At 45.6% G+C, this 18,772-nt stretch carries 16 protein-coding genes and 1 pseudogene; 10 read left to right on the top strand and 7 right to left on the bottom strand.

The genetic code is table 11. The features are described 5' to 3' along the window. Position 1: 1 nt before the first annotated feature. The 3 genes and pseudogenes from P253_RS05005 (at position 2) to P253_RS15755 (ending at position 4,688) form a co-directional block, all read left to right on the top strand. A complete protein-coding gene (locus P253_RS05005) occupies positions 2-859 on the top strand; it encodes a 3'(2'),5'-bisphosphate nucleotidase CysQ family protein (RefSeq protein ID WP_016659020.1) in 858 nt (285 codons plus the stop codon). Between the two features lie 55 nt (positions 860-914). Next, positions 915-1,649, top strand: a complete 735-nt coding sequence (locus P253_RS05000) for a histidine phosphatase family protein (protein WP_005178488.1) — start codon at positions 915-917, stop codon at positions 1,647-1,649. A 363-nt stretch (positions 1,650-2,012) separates the two neighbouring features. Further along, positions 2,013-4,688 (top strand): annotated as a pseudogene (locus P253_RS15755) (M66 family metalloprotease). Positions 4,689-4,970: 282 nt separating this feature from the next. Here P253_RS15755 and rpsT read toward each other — a convergent pair. After that, complete coding sequence (gene rpsT, locus P253_RS04990; RefSeq protein WP_005178484.1) at positions 4,971-5,240, bottom strand: 30S ribosomal protein S20; 270 nt, start codon at positions 5,238-5,240, stop codon at positions 4,971-4,973. A 212-nt stretch (positions 5,241-5,452) separates the two neighbouring features. Between rpsT and P253_RS04985 the strand changes: the two genes are divergently transcribed. From P253_RS04985 to P253_RS04955, 7 genes are all read left to right on the top strand, one after another. Next, entirely contained in the window at positions 5,453-6,118 is a 666-nt protein-coding gene (locus tag P253_RS04985) for an NAD(P)H-binding protein (RefSeq protein ID WP_005178483.1), read from the top strand. A gap of 11 nt (positions 6,119-6,129) precedes the next feature. After that, positions 6,130-6,642: a ribonuclease E activity regulator RraA gene (gene rraA / locus P253_RS04980; protein WP_005178481.1), complete on the top strand. Its 513-nt coding sequence runs from the start codon at positions 6,130-6,132 to the stop codon at positions 6,640-6,642. Between the two features lie 54 nt (positions 6,643-6,696). Next, positions 6,697-7,473 (top strand): glutathione S-transferase N-terminal domain-containing protein, encoded by a 777-nt coding sequence (locus P253_RS04975; protein WP_035363200.1) that lies wholly within the window; start codon positions 6,697-6,699, stop codon positions 7,471-7,473. A gap of 123 nt (positions 7,474-7,596) precedes the next feature. Further along, positions 7,597-7,953, top strand: a complete 357-nt coding sequence (locus P253_RS04970) for a hypothetical protein (protein WP_005178476.1) — start codon at positions 7,597-7,599, stop codon at positions 7,951-7,953. A gap of 129 nt (positions 7,954-8,082) precedes the next feature. Continuing rightward, entirely contained in the window at positions 8,083-11,544 is a 3,462-nt protein-coding gene (mfd, locus tag P253_RS04965) for a transcription-repair coupling factor (RefSeq protein ID WP_016659015.1), read from the top strand. A gap of 218 nt (positions 11,545-11,762) precedes the next feature. Continuing rightward, positions 11,763-12,197, top strand: a complete 435-nt coding sequence (locus tag P253_RS04960) for an HIT domain-containing protein (protein WP_005178471.1) — start codon at positions 11,763-11,765, stop codon at positions 12,195-12,197. Positions 12,198-12,280: 83 nt separating this feature from the next. Then, positions 12,281-13,738 carry an adenylate/guanylate cyclase domain-containing protein gene (locus P253_RS04955; RefSeq protein WP_171525163.1) on the top strand — a complete coding sequence of 486 codons (1,458 nt, stop codon included), beginning with the start codon at positions 12,281-12,283 and terminating at the stop codon, positions 13,736-13,738. 95 nt (positions 13,739-13,833) lie between these two features. Here P253_RS04955 and fdx read toward each other — a convergent pair whose 3' ends face one another. From fdx to P253_RS04925, 6 genes are all read right to left on the bottom strand, one after another. After that, entirely contained in the window at positions 13,834-14,172 is a 339-nt protein-coding gene (gene fdx, locus P253_RS04950) for an ISC system 2Fe-2S type ferredoxin (RefSeq protein WP_005178469.1), read from the bottom strand. Positions 14,173-14,187: 15 nt separating this feature from the next. After that, the gene (hscA, locus tag P253_RS04945; protein WP_016659014.1) at positions 14,188-16,047 is read right to left on the bottom strand and encodes a Fe-S protein assembly chaperone HscA; all 1,860 of its coding nucleotides are present in this window, start codon (positions 16,045-16,047) and stop codon (positions 14,188-14,190) included. Positions 16,048-16,086: 39 nt separating this feature from the next. Next, positions 16,087-16,602: a Fe-S protein assembly co-chaperone HscB gene (hscB, locus tag P253_RS04940; protein ID WP_016659013.1), complete on the bottom strand. Its 516-nt coding sequence runs from the start codon at positions 16,600-16,602 to the stop codon at positions 16,087-16,089. A 104-nt stretch (positions 16,603-16,706) separates the two neighbouring features. Continuing rightward, positions 16,707-17,027 carry an iron-sulfur cluster assembly protein IscA gene (gene iscA / locus P253_RS04935; protein ID WP_005178462.1) on the bottom strand — a complete coding sequence of 107 codons (321 nt, stop codon included), beginning with the start codon at positions 17,025-17,027 and terminating at the stop codon, positions 16,707-16,709. Between the two features lie 37 nt (positions 17,028-17,064). Continuing rightward, a complete protein-coding gene (iscU, locus tag P253_RS04930; protein ID WP_005178460.1) occupies positions 17,065-17,451 on the bottom strand; it encodes a Fe-S cluster assembly scaffold IscU in 387 nt (128 codons plus the stop codon). Between the two features lie 102 nt (positions 17,452-17,553). After that, positions 17,554-18,771, bottom strand: a complete 1,218-nt coding sequence (locus P253_RS04925) for an IscS subfamily cysteine desulfurase (RefSeq protein ID WP_005178458.1) — start codon at positions 18,769-18,771, stop codon at positions 17,554-17,556. Position 18,772: the final 1 nt, after the last annotated feature.

The raw sequence follows: 18,772 nt of genomic DNA, 5'->3' as shown, positions 1-18,772 counted from the left end.
TATGTTTAAAAAAACCACAGCACCACAAGATCCACTGATTTTGCAGCTGATGCCCATTGTGACACAGGCATGTGAAATCTTGCGAGAAGAATATCAGCGTTATTGTTCCGGTGCCGATTTTGATATTGAACACAAAAGCGATGAATCGCCCGTAACCCAGGCCGATTTTCGGGTGAATGCCTTCATTACAGAACAGCTGGCCCAGCAGTTTCCAGATGTGCCGCTACTGTCAGAAGAAGGCGCAGTTTATGATCGGGCGCGGTGGGACACGTTCTGGCTGCTTGATCCACTCGATGGCACCAAAGAGTTTTTACATCAACGTCCGGAATTTACCATTAACCTGAGTCTGGTCGAAGGCATTCATACCACCTTTGCCATTCTGGCGATTCCGGGCGAGCAAACGGTGTATATCTGCCCCAAACAGGGCCTGCCGCTACGGTTTAATATCCAGCAACAGCAATGGTACGCCTATCTATATGTAGACAGTGGTCAGCAGATTCAAGTCGGTTTAAGTCAAAGTAGCCAAAATAAACCGGTCTATGAGCAGTATCTACAGGCGCTCGCTACGATTGAACAGGACTATACGGTTTTTCGTGCTGGCAGTGCTTATAAGTTCTGCATGATGCTGGAAGATAAAGTGGATTTATATCCGCGTTTTCACCCAACCAGTGAATGGGACACCAGTGCTGGCCAATGCCTGATTGAACGGATTGGCGGTGGCCTGATTGATTTTCAGGGACGGCCATTTTTATATAACCATCGTGATACGCTGTTAAATGGCAATTTTATTGCCTATAAAAATGCCGAAATGAAAGAGATTGCCTTGCGTGCTCTAGCACTTATGGCGAATGAACATTGAGCTAATTTGCCAACATGCTATAGTGGGCTTAACACCTTTGTATTTGGCTTGATCCATGGCGTTAGAGCTGCTTCCACCGAGTATGTTAAAGGCAATTGATTTATTGCCCGATGTACATACTCCCGTGACCTTGTTTACCCGGCATTCCATTCGTGAAAATGTGGCTGGACAGGGGCTGGCGGGCTATGATTTGCAGTTAACCGGTCCGGGGCGTGAACTGGCGCAAAAATGGGGGGCTTATCTCATTGACCATAGCGGACGCGCCATTCAGCATTGTATCTCTAGTCCGATCCAGCGCTGTGTCGATACTGCCGCCTTAATGATTGAAGGCGCCGACTCGGTACATATTGCGCCAAATACCCATCATATTGAAATTGTCGAGCAGGGTTTGCTGGTTGAGCCGGGCAGTTTTGTGCTGGACATCAAGCAGGCCGGGCCATATTTTCGTCAGCAGGGTGCGTTGGGCTTTATTAACAGCTTTGTCAATAATGCCTTGCCGGGCATGAAACATCCGATTCATGGCGTGGTGGATGTGCTGGAACTGATTTATAACACTCATCCTAACAGTCCGGGCGGCCTAAGTCTGGCGGTCAGTCATGACACCATTCTGGCTGCGATTATTGCGGTAATTTCAGGGCGTAATGAGGTGTCACAGGAAGACTGGCCACAAATGATGGAAGGGCTGTTTGTCTGGTTTGAAGGTGAAAATTTTCTGGAATCACAGTTGAAATGGATCTGGCGCGGCAAAGTACATACCTTGGATATCTCGCAGTTTCATCAAAAAGTTTAATATAAATTTGCGCTGGGGATGGTTTGTGAAGGTGAGCTATGGCTGGCTTTAATATATCTTGCTCACACTCAAAAAAAATCCACCTAAAATGACTATGTGTTACGCCTATTTCTATTGGGGTGCAAGAGTCTTGTTTGTCTAAAAACCGCCTAAATCAAAATTTTCTTTTCTGCTGCATTTTTGTCCATCATTTAAAAAAAATAAAAATAAGCTGTCTCTTTCTCTGTCCAATAAAGTACAACACATTGCTTTAGATTTTAAATTACTCTAATATAATTTCTTAAATCATTGAAAAATATGTGTTTATTTTTTTATTTTTAGTCATAATTTGACATTGGGGTAAAATAAATAGTGAAAAGTGTGATCAAGTTTCCGCTTAGTTTGTTAAGTGTAAGTATATTGTCGTTTATGCTGACGGCATGTGGCGGTGGTGGTAGTGATGGAGAAAGTCAACAGCCGAACAATGGGACAGCACCAGATGCTCCGCTGCATGGAAGTCATTATCCTGAGCCAACGCAAGATGTGGTAAGTCCATCTGTTTTGGGTTTTTATGATTTTAATGCCCAGTCTGAATCACGTGAAGTGCGTAATGATTTAACAGGTTCTTTGCAGGCGATGGTGCAGTTTGCCCAAGGCCATGTGGTTGACCCGAATGGTAACGAAGAGAAAAAAATGCCACGTTTAACCGCAGAACGGGAGGCATTGTTATTAATCACACCGGTGCAGGAGATGGATCAGATTAATGCACTGCAGGTTGAGGTGTATCAGAATGAACGGCTGTTACGCCGTATCAACCTGGCTGATCCGACTCAAATTCCGGCCTCGGACCAGAGCAATCGTGATGGCCGTGCAGAAGTGCGCTACAGTAAACGGGCCTGGTCAGCGCGCTTAAACTGGGATGAGGTACGTCCGGGCTTAAAATTACGGATCATTGACAGCAAAAACCGCAGTGGTGATTTACTGGCAGAGCAGATTGATTTTGCTGCGCCTGGTGAACTGGTACTAAATAATATCCGGATTGGACTGCTCACTGCGCCGCCACATTCAACAGGACATGCCATGCTGCTTGAACCGGAAAATTCAGGCACAGACTATTTCCAGACCATTCCGGCAGCGCACATGACGGTGGCTAAATATGATGATATTCAGCTGGATCGGGTGATGGTGGCCAACGGCACCATCTACGACAGTCAAAGTGCAGGCGAAGGCGGTGTTTATTCGGGGGATATGCGTGAAAACACGGCGAAATCGACCTTTAGTGTGGGAATTAACTTGGCCAACTGGGGGTGACCAGTGCTTCGATGCTCAGTCAGCAACAGCCTCAACTGACTCAAACTGTGGTAACTCACCATGCGCGGGGTAAATATAGCAATGGTGAACAGACCCATGGCTTGAGTGGCGGTAACGGCATGTTGACCCTGTATAACTCGGTGGGTAACGAATTTAGCCATGAAATTGGCCATCATTATGGTTTAGGCCATTATCCGGGCTCTTTTAAAGTAGATGATACCACCACCAATTATTTCTGGTCGGCACATCATGCCGATAGTGGCTGGGGCTATATAGGCTATCGCAACAAAATGCGCGGTAATTTGGCTTGGCAATCCTCCAATCTGGGCGATGGCAAAAACGGGGTGCTAAATTTCCTGAAACTGTATCCGTATGGTTGGGATGCCATGTCAGGCGGTGCCACCAATAGCAGTATTTCACGTTATACCCATTACACCGGTTATAGTACCTTTTTGCGTATCCAGTCGCATTTTACCAATCGTCATGTGTGGGATGAAAGCTCGCCATCCGGCTATAAACGCTGGAATCCGGACAGCCGCCAGATGGAAGTGGTCTATCCGAAAGTGCCGAATTCAAGCGAGGTCTGGTATAACAGCGCCGATGGCTATTATTTAAAACCGCGTTTATTTGGGGTGCCGGTGATTACCATTATTGGCGGCTATGATCCGGAAACCCAGCAAGGGGTGTTGTATCCGGCAGCACGCAGCAACTGGGGCAATGTCTATGATTTGCCGGCTGCACAGCGTGGCGCAGAGCAGGCGGCTTGCTGGTTAGATGTTCAATATACCAATCGCAGCCAGAACGTGGCTTTGGCACCTCATCGTATGCGTGGTAATGCCAATAAGCTGCATGTGAACCTGGCCATTACAGATCAGCCGCAACAGGTTAATTTGTACTGCAAAAAGCCAATGAAGCCGAGAAATTATTATCGACACTTACGATGCCTCAATACGGCACTGCCATTTCAGCTGCTGTAAAAATTGGACGTGAGGATGGTTATACGGCGCTTAGAAAAGTGGAATTGCCGGAATTCCAGCAGAATTGGAAGCACAGGCCAATCAGGCGGTGATCGCTTTAAAGCCAGCTGCACAATTACTATATGATTCTTATGCAGAAAATCGTCATGAATTGAGTGCACTAGCTCAGCAGCAGTTGCAGCGTTATGAACAGCAGCAACAGAACATCTACCGTTTGAATCGCTGGATGAATGTCTACCGTGCCGATCTGGAGCATGCAAAACCTGAAGCGCAAACAGCGCTGGAAGGCTTCGTGACGCAGTTGGGACTGGCCAATGAAGATCTTCTGGCTGAAGCAACGCTACTTAAAAACAGAAATAACTGTTTGAAAGTGGAAACTCTGGCGACAGGTCAGAAAAATGTCTATATCAGTGGTGCAAGCGCCTGTACCGGAGATGACACCGAGCAATGGATTTATGATGGTTTGGGCCGGATTCATAGTAAAGCCGAGATAGATTTGTGTTTAAGCAATAACAGCAATGTGGTAACACTGGCCAGCTGTAGCACCACACAGGACAGTCAGGTGTGGACAATGCATACAGAAACCGGAACCATCCGCCAGGGTGCTCAATGTTTTGATCTGGAACATGGCTATTTAAAAGACAATCGTGCCCGTTTAATCCGCTATGGCTGTACCGGTGGGGCTAACCAGCAATGGACCCAGTTAAGCGCTAATAATAGTCTGCAACTGGCTTATTTAACCCCAGAAAACTTAAGACTGATGCTGAAATAACAATTCATATTCAACATTCTAGTCTGAATTACATAAACACCTTCTAAGTAGTTTAGGAGGTGTTTTTTATGGGGGATGTTGTGGCAATCAAAAATATAGGGGGGACAGATTTATTTTCTAGTGATGGTGGGTCGTGTGATGGTTAGATGTTTTTTTAGAAGGTTTAGTGTGGAATTGAGATGGAATCGATTGGGACGTAAACGTATTGAGGATAAGATCGGACCAAAATAAAATCTACAGATACAAAAAAAGCCCTGAATCAGGGCTCTTTCTGCTTTGCGATTAGTTAGAAGCTAATGCTTTAACTTGCGCGTTCAAGCGGCTCTTATGACGAGCAGCTTTATTTTTATGGATGATGCCTTTATCAGCCATGCGGTCGATTACAGGTACAGCTTTTTTGTAAGCTTCTGAAGCAACAGCATAGTCACCAGCAGCGATAGCAGCTACTGTACGTTTAAGATAGGTACGAACCATAGAACGCAAGCTTGCGTTATGTTTACGTGCTTTAACGTTTTGACGAGCACGTTTTTTAGCTTGAGCAGAGTTTGCCACTCGTGCACTCCTTGAAATAGATTGGTCTGGGCGGGCCGCAATTCAACTGAAAACCACATCAGCAGAATTTCACCAGCCCGTAAACAAGTGCCATATTTTGATTAAACAATGCGTCGAAGTCAAGTCTTGACAAGCTTTGACAACATTTAAGATGCAGAAAAAAATGAAAGAAAACGTTAGATTAGTGTGAGTGCCTGAATATTGGATAAAAAATGACTCAAATCATAAAAAAAGCCATTGTCATTGGATCGACCGGTTTGGTCGGCCGGGCGCTGGTTTCTGCCTTAAATGATCATCCTGCCTGTCAGCAGGTTACGGCGGTGGTGCGTCGCCCGGATACAGCCTTTGAACAGATGGCCAAAGTACAGCCATTGGTGCTGGAAGATTTACTGATGCTGAATGATCAGGATGTCAGCGAGCATAGTCATGGCTTTAGCTGTTTGGGTACCACCCTGAAAAAAGCCGGCTCAAAAGATAACTTTTATGCGACTGACTTTACTATCAATGCCCATTTTGCCGAGCTGTTGCAGCAAACCTCTGCCCATTATCTGCTGGTCAGTGCCTTGGGGGCCAATGCCCGATCGCCATTTTTTTATAATCGGGTCAAAGGTGAACTGGAACAGTACATTCAGAACTTATCTTTAAGCAAAGTTTCACTGCTGCGCCCATCTTTATTGCTAGGCGAGCGTCAGGATGCACGTTTTCTGGAAGATCTGTCACAGCAGCTGTTTCAGCGCTGTTCATCTTTTTTGCCTAAAAATTTTAAACATCGGCCAGTGACAGCCGGGCAGGTGGCTCATACTATGGTCGAGGCTGCCTTAACTCAAACTGAAAAGTTTGAAATTTATGATAATTTACGCATACAACATACAAAATGAGGGAAACACACGTGTCTACAGTCGCTTTCGTTACTTGTGATTTGCTGGATGATAACCCGGATAAACAGCTGCAAGTGGTCACCCCATCAATGGATGGCAAATTTTTCAAAAGCTATGGCGCGCGTAAAAGTTTTGGCGGTCAGGTGGTGACGGTAAAATGCTTTGAAGATAATTCGCGTGTAAAAGAATTACTGGCGACTGAAGGCCGGGGCAAAGTGCTGGTGGTGGATGGTGGTGCGTCAATGCGCTGTGCACTTATGGGCGACCTGATTGCCGAATCTGCAGTAAAAAACAACTGGAATGGTGTGATTATTTACGGTTGTGTACGTGATGTCGATGCCATTGCTGAACTGGATTTAGGCGTACATGCGCTGGCAGCAATTCCACAAAAAAGTAACCGTAAAGGCGTGGGTGAGGTCGATATTCCGCTCAGCTTTGGTGGTGTGAATATTCAGTCGGGTGATTATATTTATGCCGATAATAATGGTATTGTGGTGGCCAAAGAAGCATTGGTGGAGCTGTAATCAACCCGATTCGGCATTCATCTTCTAGAACATAACAAGAACAGGAAGGTCATGATGTTGCATCATCAAATTAAAGTGGTACAGGCATTGGCTTCTGCTTTGACCGAAGGCGGGCGCGGAAGCAATGGCACAGCATTTCCCAAGCAACCTGAGCAGCCGCTCAAGTTGTATGAGTTTGAAGGTTCACCATTTTGTCGACGTGTACGCGAAGTCATGACCTTGCTGAATCTGGATTATGAAGTCTATCCCTGTCCTAAAGGCGGTAAAAAATACCGTCCGCAGGTCAAGGAATTGGGTGGTAAACTGCAATTTCCATTTCTGGTAGATGAAAATACCGGAGATCATCTCTACGGATCGCAGCAGATTATTCATCATCTATTTAAACACTATGGCAAAAGCGGGAAAACCCCGCGGCGCTATGCGCATTATCCAAAAATTCCGTTTGTGGCCTTTGCGGGTACGCTGCTCAATGGCGCACGTGGGGTCTGGGTCAAGAAAAAGATTAAAAACCGTGCGGCACCGGAGCAACTGCTGGAGCTGTGGGGCTTTGAAGCCAGTCCGTATACGCGCATTGTGCGCAGTACCTTAACCGAGCTGGAATTGCCTTTTATTTTCCATAATGTGGCCAAAGAGCGCTGGCAGGATCAGGGGCTGGCCAAATTACGTTTAAAGCCCGGTAAATATGTACCTTTAAAGGGTGGTAAACGTGAGAAAGTCTTGGCACTGATGGGCGAGAATATTCAGGTGCCTTATCTGGTCGATCCAAATAGCGGCGCTCATATGTTTGAATCGGATGATATTGTGCATTATTTGCAGCGCCAGTATGGTTAAAACTCTCAAGTTAAAAGCATCTTCGGATGCTTTTTTGTTTTTATGAAGATATCCGCGTTCAAACGCTGGATCTCCATGCTAAAGCCGATACACTAGGCACAGCGAATTTCAGGATATAACCATATGTTCAATAAAGTGGCGCAACTGTTTAAAAGCAAGCCCTCTCCAGAAGCAGAATTTCTGGCTGAACATCAGATTCAGTTTGATCCGCAACACGGCTATATCGTCGATGGTATTGTGCTGAATGATGCTTTATCGGAGCGGCTGGAGTATTTGTCTAATCGGCGTATGAACCGTTTTGATGACCTGAAAGAACTGTATTTTACCGCCATGCTGATCAATGAAAAAATTGATCTGGAAATTGCCACGCAAAGCTTTGTGACGCGTTTGGGCAACACAGAAGAAAACCTGTTGCAGTTTAAAAGTATCGTGAAACGCCTGAATGATTATTATCGTCAGTTCTTGCGTGAGAAAAAGTAAGCTTCAATCCATCTTTTTAGCTAGATGCAGTCTCATTTTTCAGATAAAGATTAAGAAAAATTAACGTAATGGATGGAAATGCTCGTGTTAGTATAAGCCGCATGTTGATTAGACCTAAAAGCTATATACATGTTCCAACACGAAAGCTCCCAACTCAATCTGAAACAATTAAAAACGGGCGAAAAACGCTGGGTGGGCAATTTGCAGGGCTCATCCGCGGCCTTGCTGATCAAGCAGCTGAGCACCCTGCATAAACAGTTATTGATTGTGGTGGCGCGTAACAGCCAGCATCTGGGGCAGTTGGAAAGCGAATTTGAGTTTTACGGTATTCAACCGACCATTTTCCCGGATTGGGAAATTTTACCTTATGACCGTTTATCACCGCATCAGGATATTGTCTCTGAGCGTCTGGCGATTTTATCGAATATGCCACAGCAGGGCGTGCTGCTGGTGTCGGCTGCAACCCTGGCGCAGCGTGTGGCGCCAACCTCTTGGGTCTTAGGTGAGCATTTTGATATTCAGGTTGGCCAGAAATTTGAACTGGAACAGCAAAAGAAACGCCTGATTCAGGCCGGTTATCATCTGGTTGATACAGTCTATGATCATGGTGAGTTTGCGGTACGCGGCAGTATTATGGATATTTTTGCTTCAGGGCAAGAAGCGCCGATCCGGATTGACCTGTTTGATGATGAAATTGAAAGCCTGAAGTTTTTTGATCCGGAAACCCAGCGGACCACCCAAACCATTCAGCAATTTTCAGTACTACCCGCCAAAGAGTTTCCTTTAAAAGAAGGCCGTTCGCTGTTCCGCGATCGTTATGCAGAATTATTCCCAAGCGCAAATCCAAAGAAAAGCCCCGTGTATCAGGATGTACTCGATGGCATTGCCTCGCCGGGGATAGAATTCTATTTCCCGTTGTTCTTTAACGCTCAGGCGATGGCTACTGAAAGCACTTTAATGGCGTACTTACCTGAGAATGGCATTGTCATTACAGATAAGGGGCTGGAAGAAGGTTTAAACAGCTTCTGGCAGGAAGTAAACCGCCGTTATGAAGATCGCCGGCATAATATTGACCAGCCTATTTTGCCGCCCGAGCAACTGTTTTTATCACCGCAGCAGGTGCTGGGACAGTTAAACCAGTTTGGCCGCATCATTGCCTCGGCAGATCATTTTGCCGAAAAAGCCGGTGTGGTAAATCTGACCACTGAAGCACCACCTAAACTGCCGGTCGATCCGAAACGGGAAAAACCGTTCAGTCTGGTCAAAGAATATATTAACGCGGCCAATCATCCGGTGTTGCTAGTTGCAGAAAGTGCTGGTCGCCGTGAAACTTTGAAAGATGCGCTGCGTTCCACTCTGGGAGAAATCCCAACGGTTGAGAACTTTGCTGAATTCCAGAAATCTTTATACGCCGTTGCCATTACCAACGCTCCTTTAGATCGTGGTCTGGTAATTCAGGGCCAGCTTTCGGTCATTTCGGAAAATCAGCTCTATGAACATCGTATGGTTCAACGTCGGCGTAAACGTCAGCAGGAAGTCTCGGAAGAGTTTTTAATACGCAGTCTGACCGAGCTGAGTATTGGCGCGCCGGTGGTACATATTGATCACGGTGTGGGGCGTTATGCCGGACTGGTGACGCTGGAAATTGATCAGCAGGATCATGAATTCTTGCAGCTCGATTATGCCGATGGCGCCAAAGTCTATGTGCCAGTGACCAATTTGCATTTAATTAGCCGCTATAGTGGTGGCGATCCGGATTTGGCACCGCTGCATAAACTTGGTACTGATGCCTGGAACAAGGCCAAGCGCAAGGCTTTAGAGCAGATTCACGATGTCGCAGCTGAATTGCTGCATATACAGGCACGCCGTCAGTCCAAGCCGGGCTATGCCTTTGAGCTGGATGAAAAACTGTATATGCAGTTTGCGTCGGGGTTTGCCTATGAAGAAACCCTGGATCAGGCCAATGCCATTGAAGCGACTTTATATGATATGCAGCAGGCCAAACCGATGGACCGTCTGGTTTGTGGGGATGTTGGCTTTGGTAAAACTGAAGTGGCCATGCGTGCCGCCTTTGTCGCCGTGCAAAATAATAAACAGGTAGCGGTCTTGGTACCGACCACCTTGCTGGCACAGCAGCATTATGAATCCTTTAAAGACCGTTTTGCCGACTGGCCGGTGCGTATTGAAGTCCTGTCGCGTTTTGGTTCATCCAAAACCCATACTAAAATCATTGAAGATTTGGCCGAAGGCAAAGTCGATATTGTGATTGGTACCCATAAAATTTTGCAGGAAAATGTCCAGTTCAAACAGCTGGGCCTGATGATTGTCGATGAAGAACACCGTTTCGGTGTGCGCGATAAAGAGCGGATTAAAGCCTTGCGCGCCGATGTCGATATGCTGACCTTAACGGCAACCCCTATTCCACGTACCCTGAATATGGCCTTTAGTGGCATGCGCGATTTATCCATCATTGCCACACCACCAGCGCGTCGTTTAGCCGTAAAAACCTTTGTGCAGGAACAGACTGGTGATTCAGTCAAAGAAGCGATTTTGCGTGAATTGCTGCGTGGCGGTCAGGTGTATTTCCTGCATAATGAAGTCGATACCATTGAACGTGCAGCAGAAAATATCCGCCAGCTGGTGCCGGAAGCGCGAGTTGCAGTCGCACATGGCCAGATGCGTGAGCGTGAACTGGAGCAGGTGATGCAGCAGTTCTATCATAAAGAATATAATGTGCTGGTCTGTTCCACCATTATTGAAACCGGGATTGATGTCCCGAATGCCAATACCATTTTAATTGAACGCGCCGACAAGCTCGGCCTGGCGCAATTACATCAGTTACGTGGCCGGGTTGGACGTTCGCACCATCAGGCCTATGCCTATTTGCTGGTGCCGTCGATTAAAGGCTTAAAAGGTGATGCTGAAAAACGTCTGGATGCGATTCAGCGTGCATCGACCTTGGGTGCCGGTTTTATGCTGGCCACCGAAGATCTGGAAATTCGTGGTGCCGGTGAACTTCTCGGGGAACAGCAAAGCGGTTCGATGCAGGCCATTGGTTATAGCCTGTATATGGAAATGCTGGAAAAAGCCACCAAAGCCATTCAAAAAGGCAAAACCCCAAATTTCGATGCGCCGTTGTCGTTAACAGCGGAAATCAACCTGCACATGCCAGCCTTGATTCCGGATGAGTATCTGGGCGATGTGCATCAGCGTTTATTATTCTATAAACGTATCAGCAATACCGATACACAGGATAAACTCGACAACATCCGTATGGAACTGATTGACCGTTTTGGTATTCCACCACAACCGGTAAAACAGCTATTTGCCGTGCATCAGCTGCGTCTGAAAGCAGAGCAGCTCGGTATTACCAAAATTGATGTGGGTGCCAATGGTGGCAATATCGAGTTTTCACCAGATACCCCGGTGCAGGCAATCAGCATTATCCAGATGATGCAGAAACATCCGACCTATTTCCGGATGGATGGCGGACAGCGTTTAAAAGTCATGGTGCTGCTGGATGAACATCAAAAACGGATTCAGTTTATTTCCGATTTGCTGGAGCAACTGCTGCGTGAGCTGCCAGCATGAGTTAGCGCTCATTCCCAATGCAATTCCTGCTGTTTATTTAATCGCTGACTGCGCAAAGAAGTCTTGATTATTTAAGGAAATTTATTGAAGATAGGGGATTGCTCTGGCTGGCTGCAAATAGTGTGTTATTTGTGGTGAAACGGCCGTTATAGAATATTCACGTCCTTTGGGATGTGATAGTATTAGCCATCATTCTAATTTGCGTCATTTATAAAGATATGTTTAGTTTGCATCCACAACTTGCTCAAGATACTTTTTTTGTAGGCGACTTTCCCCTGTCAACATGTCGTTTAATGAATGATATGCAATTTCCTTGGCTCATTCTTATTCCACGTGTGCCGGGCATTACCGAACTCTATGAATTAAGCCAGGCCGATCAGGAACAGTTCCTGCGTGAATCGAGCTGGTTATCTAGCCAACTGTCACGTGTATTCCGTGCCGATAAAATGAATGTCGCTGCACTGGGTAACATGGTGCCACAATTACATTTCCATCATGTGGTGCGTTATCAAAATGATGTGGCATGGCCAAAACCGGTCTGGGGAACACCAGCAGTACCGTATAACAATGAAGTGCTGAACCATATGCGCCAAACGCTAATGTTGGCACTACGCGGTCAGGGCGATATGCCATTTGACTGGCGAATGGACTGATATTCGTGTTTGCATCATGCAGGGATGTATGGTGTGACCAGATCCGCTAAGGAGAGTAGAGTACGGTGTCACTAGGTTATTGGATGGATCGAGATCCTACACAATTTGATTACCTGCATCGGGTCATGGGCTATGCGAGCTTATCGCTGATCCTGATTGTCTATCATTACACCTATCCAGACACCCAGTACCAAATTTATATTCCGGTTTTATTGGCATTTTTGCTGTTTATTACCCCGAAACTGTCGCGCTGGCTACAATCTAAATATAACTATCAGATTAAAAGAAATATCTTATTTATTATAGATATTATGATTGTGGCCATCTGTCTGTCGGCCGTGCATTTAAATCTGGTCCTGACCTTTGCGGCTATTTTTGCCTTGCTGTATACCGCCATTAACGTCAAAGTGTCGTTCTTTTTGGTGTCGCTGGCGGCTTTATTTGCAGCGTCGGTATTCTATCTGTGCAATATTTTCGTATTTGGCTTTGGTGAATATTTTGAATACACCACCAATGAGCTGACTATTCTGGCCTTCCTGTGCATGATCGTGTATTTCGGTATGGGCAGTGTTTATCAGACCCGCCGGATTCGTGCCTCTAACCATAAGCGTGAGCATTATTATCAGCAAATGAACCGCTATATGGAGTTTGCCAACCAGTTGAGCCGTTATGCGCCGCTTCAGCTCTGGCATTCGATCATGAAAGGCGAGTCAGAAGCCAAAATTGAATATAAACGTAAAAAACTCACCATTTTCTTTTCCGATATTCAGGGCTTTACCGAGCTGTCTGAAACCCTGATTCCAGACGATTTAGCCTACCTGCTGAATGATTATTTGAGTCATATGACTGAAATTGCCAAGCAGTATGAAGCCACTGTCGATAAGTTTATGGGGGATGCCATCCTGATTTTCTTTGGTGATCCAAGCAGTCAGGGTGTAGAAAATGATGCCAAGACCTGCGTTGAAATGGCCATTGCCATGCGCCAGCAAATGAAACTGCTGCGTGAACGCTGGATTAAAATGGGCTATCCGCCGTTACATATCCGCATGGGCATCAGTACCGGTTATTGCCACGTGGGTAACTATGGTGCGGCGCATCGGATGGCCTATACCATTGTCGGCCGCGATGCCAATCTGGCAGCGCGTTTGCAAAGCGCAGCCGAAGTTGATGAAATCCTGCTGTCAGATGATACCTATCAACTGGTGAAAAATGATTATCTGTGTGCGCCGAAAGCGCCAATTTTCCTGAAAGGTATTCAGGGTCCGGTGAAAACCTGGCAGGTCATGGAAAAATATGCGGCCAGAAAATCCGATTATCAGCGCTGGTTTGACTATGAATACAAAGGTTTTCATCTGTTGCTGAATCTGGATGAAGTGCAAAACTTTGAATATCCGGAACTGATTGGTGTGCTGGAAAAAATGATTAAACGGATTCAGACCCAGCAAAAACTGACCAACTCGCAGGGTATTGTGAAATTAAAACTGGAAGATGAAGTAATTGAAGAAGTCGAGGTTAATCGACCAGATCGGGAATTTCATTAAATTATAAAGATAGATGATCTGCTTGATCGAAGATTGTTGAGTGTTCTATCAAGTCAAAAAAACCACGCCGGAGCGTGGTTTTTCTGTTTTAAGTCTTAGTGATTTTCAGAAGCATGGTTAATGGTGTATTTTGGAATTTCAACTTCCAGATCTTCATCAACCACCTGTACCTGACATGATAAACGTGAGTCAGGTTCTAGACCCCAAGCACGATCTAACAGATCAGCTTCGACATCATTCATTTCTTCCAGGCTGTCAAAACCGCGGCGTACCACCACGTGACAGGTGGTGCAGGCACATGACATATCGCAGGCATGTTCAATTTTAATGCCGTTTTTTAACAGGCTTTCGCACAGGTTGGCATTTTGTTCAACTTCAAACTCAGCACCTTCTGGGCAGAATTGCGCATGTGGAAGTACTTTAATACGTGGCATAGTCTTTACCTTAAATTAGTTTGAGTTTGACCAATCATCGAGCTTGGTGCCTTTAAGAGCAGCATCAATATGCTGGTTCATGCGAAGCGCAGCAAAAGCATCACTGTGTATTTTAAGCTGTTCAATAGCCTGTTCAATAGCCTGAATATCGGTTGTTTCAAGCTGGCTGTACAAATGGGTTTTCGCACCATTCAATGCGTCCAGTTGTTCTGTGCTCAATAGCTGTGCATCAACTTTTAACGCCTGTTCCAGGGCTTCCAGTTCACGCTGTGCTTCGACCTTGGTTTCCTGTAAATGACGCAGGTGTTTGTCTTCTTCTGCGTATTTGAAACCGTCAAGCAGTAAACGCTCAGTATCCTCGCTAGATAAACCATAAGACGGTTTAATGTCGATGTGCGCAGAGACGCCAGAAGTCGTTTCTTTGGCAGAAACACTAAGCAGGCCATCGGCATCAACCTGAAAGGTCACTTCAATACGCGCCTGACCGGCAGTCATTGGTGGAATACCATGCAGGACAAAACGGCCTAAACTACGGCAATGCTCAACCAGATCACGTTCACCTTGCACCACATGAATCAGCATGGCGGTTTGTCCATCCTGATAAGTGGTGAATTCCTGACGACGCGCGACTGGAATTGCAGTATTACGTGAAATTAAACGCTCGACCAGACCGCCCATGGTTTCCAGACCTAAAGACAGTGGGGTAACATCTAAAAGCAATGAACCATCTTTGGTATTACCAATCAGCTGATTGGCCGTAATAGAGGCGCCAATCGCAACCACTTCATCCGGGTTAATAGTACACAGCGGTTCCTGGTTAAATACCTCACGGACAGCTTTTTGCACCGCATAGGAGCGGGTAGAGCCGCCAACCAGTACCACGTTTTGAATATCGGTCAGTTCCAGTTTGGCATCGCGCAGTACGCGTTTGCAGACGCTAATGGTCTTGTCTAACGCCACCTGAATAATGCTTTCAAAAGTCGCACGATCCAGTGTCAATGTTTGATCTAACAGTTGTAGTTCTACCGATTCAGCATCCGACAGCGCTTCTTTGGCCTGACGCGCTGCGACCACAAAGTGGGCATATTCAGTATCATTTAATGTGTCAATATTCAGCTGTTTTTTCGCCCATTTGACAATTAAACGATCCAGATCATCACCGCCTAATGCAGTATGACCACCGGTCGCCAGTACTTCAAATACACCTTGCGAGAAACGTAAAATCGACACGTCAAAGGTACCGCCGCCCAAGTCATAAATGACATAGTTGCGATCGGTGCTTAAATTGCTGTCCTGATCCAGACCATAGGCCACTGCAGCAGCAGTCGGTTCATTGAGTAAGCGCAGCACATTCAGACCGGCCAGTTGAGCTGCATCACGCGTGGCTTGACGCTGAGCTTCATCAAAATAGGCCGGAACAGTAATTACCGCACCATTGACCGGATTTTTCAGGCTGTCTTCTGCACGGTCTTTCAGTTGTTTTAAAATTTCAGCCGAGATTTCTACCGGTGTTTTACGACCCTGTGCAGTTTCAAAAGCCGGCATTTCATTGGCTTCACCCACTAAATCGTAAGGATGCTGAAATTTAATGTCTGCCTTGGAGCGACCCATAAAACGTTTTACTGAAACAATGGTATTTTTCGGATCACTGGTGATAAACGGTTTGGCATCGTTGCCATATTGCGTGGCATTTTCGGCATAATGAACAATTGAGGGAAGTAACACACGACCTTGTTCATCATGAAGGACTTTGGCTTGCGCCGAAAGAACAGTGGCCACCAGTGAATGTGTGGTGCCTAAATCAATTCCAATCGCAATGCGATGTTCATGCGGTGCGCTTGATTGTCCTGGTTCTGCAATTTGCAAGAGCGCCATTGTGTTACATCCTTTGCACGTTAATTTGAAAAAATAAAATTAAAAATCGTCATCTAGGTCAAAGCTGTCATCGTCGAGGAAACGATCTTCAGCCTTGTCAATATCGGTCATGACTTTCTGAAAGAAACGCAATTTACGTACTGTATCGCGTGCTTCGCCCCAGTCTTCATCTGCATAATCAATTTTAAATTCGCGAACCAGACCATCAATCCATTGCTGGACTTCGGTTTTCAGGGAAGCCAGTTCATCGGCAGAGCGGGCATCATCCAACTGCTCACGAATTTCCAGGGCAGACTGTAAAAACTCAAAATCACTGATTGACTGATCCAGATGATAATCCTGTTTTTTTAAGCTCAGTAAATAACCTGCGCGGCTGTCAACTTGAGATAAAACTTTATACGCCTGGTTGATTTCGCTGGACTGAATCAGGGCCTGGTCTTTATCTTCGGCTTTATCGGGGTGATATTGTTGCTGTAACTTTAAAAATTCTGCTTTTAAAGTAGCCAAATCAATATCGAGTGCTACAGGCAGGTTAAACAGCTCAAAATGATTCATGGGAGAGATAATCCGCGATTGATTGCAAAAAAGGACTGCATAAATGCGATTAAAACAGTGTACAAGACACTGTTTTAATCTGCAAAAGAAGGGAAGGTCGGGAGTTAAACCGTGAAGGATTCACCACAACCACATTCACCTTTTTTATTCGGGTTATTGAATTCGAAGCCTTCATTCAAGCCGTTTTTGACATAGTCCATCTCTAAACCTTCAAGATAGACCAAACTTTTCGGGTCAACGAATACTTTTACACCGTGCTGTTCAAATACCTGATCGTATGCATTGACGTCATCAACAAACTCAAGCACATAGGCCAGACCCGAACAGCCGGAAGTTTTCACGCCAACGCGAATACCTTCACCCTTACCGCGATTCTTTAAGTAATTGCTGATATGAGTTGCAGCATTTTCAGTTAAATGGATCATGAAAACTCCGTTAATCTGTCTTTAAAACGAGAAACAATTAAGCTTTTTGCTGTTTGGTACGATAGTCTTCAACAGCCGCTTTAATCGCGTCTTCTGCAAGTACAGAGCAGTGTACTTTAACTGGTGGTAAAGCCAGTTCGTTTGCAATATCAATGTTTTTGATGGCTTGAGCTTCGTCCAAAGTTTTACCTTTTAACCACTCAGTTACTAGTGAGCTTGATGCAATTGCCGAACCACAGCCATAGGTTTTAAAGCGTGCTTCTTCAATTACACCGTCGTTATTCACTTGAATCTGTAAACGCATCACGTCGCCACATGCTGGTGCACCGACCATGCCTGTACCTACGTTGTCTGCATTTTTGTCTAAAACACCAACGTTGCGTGGGTTTTCGTAATGATCAATTACTTTTTCGCTATATGCCATTTTGCTTCTCCAAACCTCGGGGTCAGCGTTAATATTAATATGGGGTCAATATTCGTTTTATCAATGAGATGAAGCTGAATAAAGCTTCATCTCAGAGTCGAATTAGTGTTCCGCCCACTCAACTGTAGAAAGGTCAATACCTTCCTTATACATATCCCAAAGCGGAGAAAGTTCACGTAATTTCTCAACAGCAGCTTTGGTAATTGATAACACATGATCAATATCTTCTTCAGTGGTGTATTTACCAAAACTGAAGCGAATTGAACTGTGCGCAAGCTCGTCAGACAGACCTAGCGCACGCAGTACATAAGATGGCTCAAGGGTTGCAGACGTACATGCAGAACCTGAAGACACTGCTGCATCTTTAAGCGCCATCATTAACGATTCACCTTCAACAAAGTTGAAGCTGACGTTTAAATAGTTGGCTACGTTTTGAGTCGGGTGACCGTTCAGGAACACCTGTTCAAGGTCTTGCAGGCCATTCCAGAGTTTGTCACGTAACACGCGTAAACGGGTTTGTTCAGCTTCCAGGTTTTTACCTGCCAGCTCAAATGCTTCGCCCATACCTACGATTTGATGGGTCGCCAGCGTACCAGAACGCATACCGCGCTCATGACCGCCACCGTGCATTTGCGCTTTCAGACGCACACGCGGGCTACGGCGTACAAATAAGGCACCAATGCCTTTAGGGCCATAGATTTTGTGCGCAGAGAAGCTCATTAAATCAACTTTTAAGGTTGAAAGATCAATCTCGACTTTACCCGCAGCCTGTGCAGCATCAACGTGGAAGAAGATTTTGTTGGCACGGGTAATTTCACCAATTGCAGCAACGTCAGTCACGGTACCAATTTCGTTGTTCACCATCATCAGGGAAACAAGAATAGTATCTGGACGAATTGCGTCTTGAACCATTTCCGGGGTAATTAAACCGGTTTGTGGTTGTGGCTCAAGATAGGTAATTTCGAAGCCTTCAGACTCAAGCTCGCGGCAGGTATCTAAAATTGCTTTGTGTTCAATTTTAGAGGTAATGATGTGCTTGCCTTTAGATGCATAGAATTGAGCCACACCTTTCAGGGCAAGGTTGTCAGATTCAGTTGCGCCTGAAGTCCAGACAATTTCACGTGGGTCAGCTTTGATCAAGTTCGCAACTTGTTCACGTGCATATTCCACTTTTTCTTCTGCTTGCCAGCCATAGGCATGTGAACGAGATGCTGCATTACCGAAGGTGCCTTCGAAAGTTAAGCATTCCATCATACGTTCTGCAACTTGAGGGTCTACAGGAGTTGTTGCTGCATAGTCAAGATAGATCGGACGTTTCATG

This window comes from Acinetobacter indicus CIP 110367, from assembly GCF_000488255.1.
Classification (GTDB): domain Bacteria; phylum Pseudomonadota; class Gammaproteobacteria; order Pseudomonadales; family Moraxellaceae; genus Acinetobacter; species Acinetobacter indicus.
Note: the sequence above shows the minus strand (reverse complement) of the source record. Positions and strands in the feature narration are given on the sequence as shown.

Excerpts from the sequence above, each read along its gene's own strand:
- P253_RS05005 (WP_016659020.1), top strand. The coding sequence starts at position 2 with ATGTTTAAAAAAACCACAGCACCACAAGATCCACTGATTTTGCAGCTG.
- P253_RS05000 (WP_005178488.1), top strand. The coding sequence starts at position 915 with ATGGCGTTAGAGCTGCTTCCACCGAGTATGTTAAAGGCAATTGATTTA.
- P253_RS04985 (WP_005178483.1), top strand. The coding sequence starts at position 5,453 with ATGACTCAAATCATAAAAAAAGCCATTGTCATTGGATCGACCGGTTTG.
- P253_RS04975 (WP_035363200.1), top strand. The coding sequence starts at position 6,697 with ATGTTGCATCATCAAATTAAAGTGGTACAGGCATTGGCTTCTGCTTTG.
- P253_RS04970 (WP_005178476.1), top strand. The coding sequence starts at position 7,597 with ATGTTCAATAAAGTGGCGCAACTGTTTAAAAGCAAGCCCTCTCCAGAA.
- mfd (WP_016659015.1), top strand. The coding sequence starts at position 8,083 with ATGTTCCAACACGAAAGCTCCCAACTCAATCTGAAACAATTAAAAACG.
- P253_RS04960 (WP_005178471.1), top strand. The coding sequence starts at position 11,763 with ATGTTTAGTTTGCATCCACAACTTGCTCAAGATACTTTTTTTGTAGGC.
- P253_RS04955 (WP_171525163.1), top strand. The coding sequence starts at position 12,281 with ATGGATCGAGATCCTACACAATTTGATTACCTGCATCGGGTCATGGGC.
- fdx (WP_005178469.1), bottom strand. The coding sequence starts at position 14,172 with ATGCCACGTATTAAAGTACTTCCACATGCGCAATTCTGCCCAGAAGGT.
- hscA (WP_016659014.1), bottom strand. The coding sequence starts at position 16,047 with ATGGCGCTCTTGCAAATTGCAGAACCAGGACAATCAAGCGCACCGCAT.
- hscB (WP_016659013.1), bottom strand. The coding sequence starts at position 16,602 with ATGAATCATTTTGAGCTGTTTAACCTGCCTGTAGCACTCGATATTGAT.
- iscA (WP_005178462.1), bottom strand. The coding sequence starts at position 17,027 with ATGATCCATTTAACTGAAAATGCTGCAACTCATATCAGCAATTACTTA.
- iscU (WP_005178460.1), bottom strand. The coding sequence starts at position 17,451 with ATGGCATATAGCGAAAAAGTAATTGATCATTACGAAAACCCACGCAAC.
- P253_RS04925 (WP_005178458.1), bottom strand. The coding sequence starts at position 18,771 with ATGAAACGTCCGATCTATCTTGACTATGCAGCAACAACTCCTGTAGAC.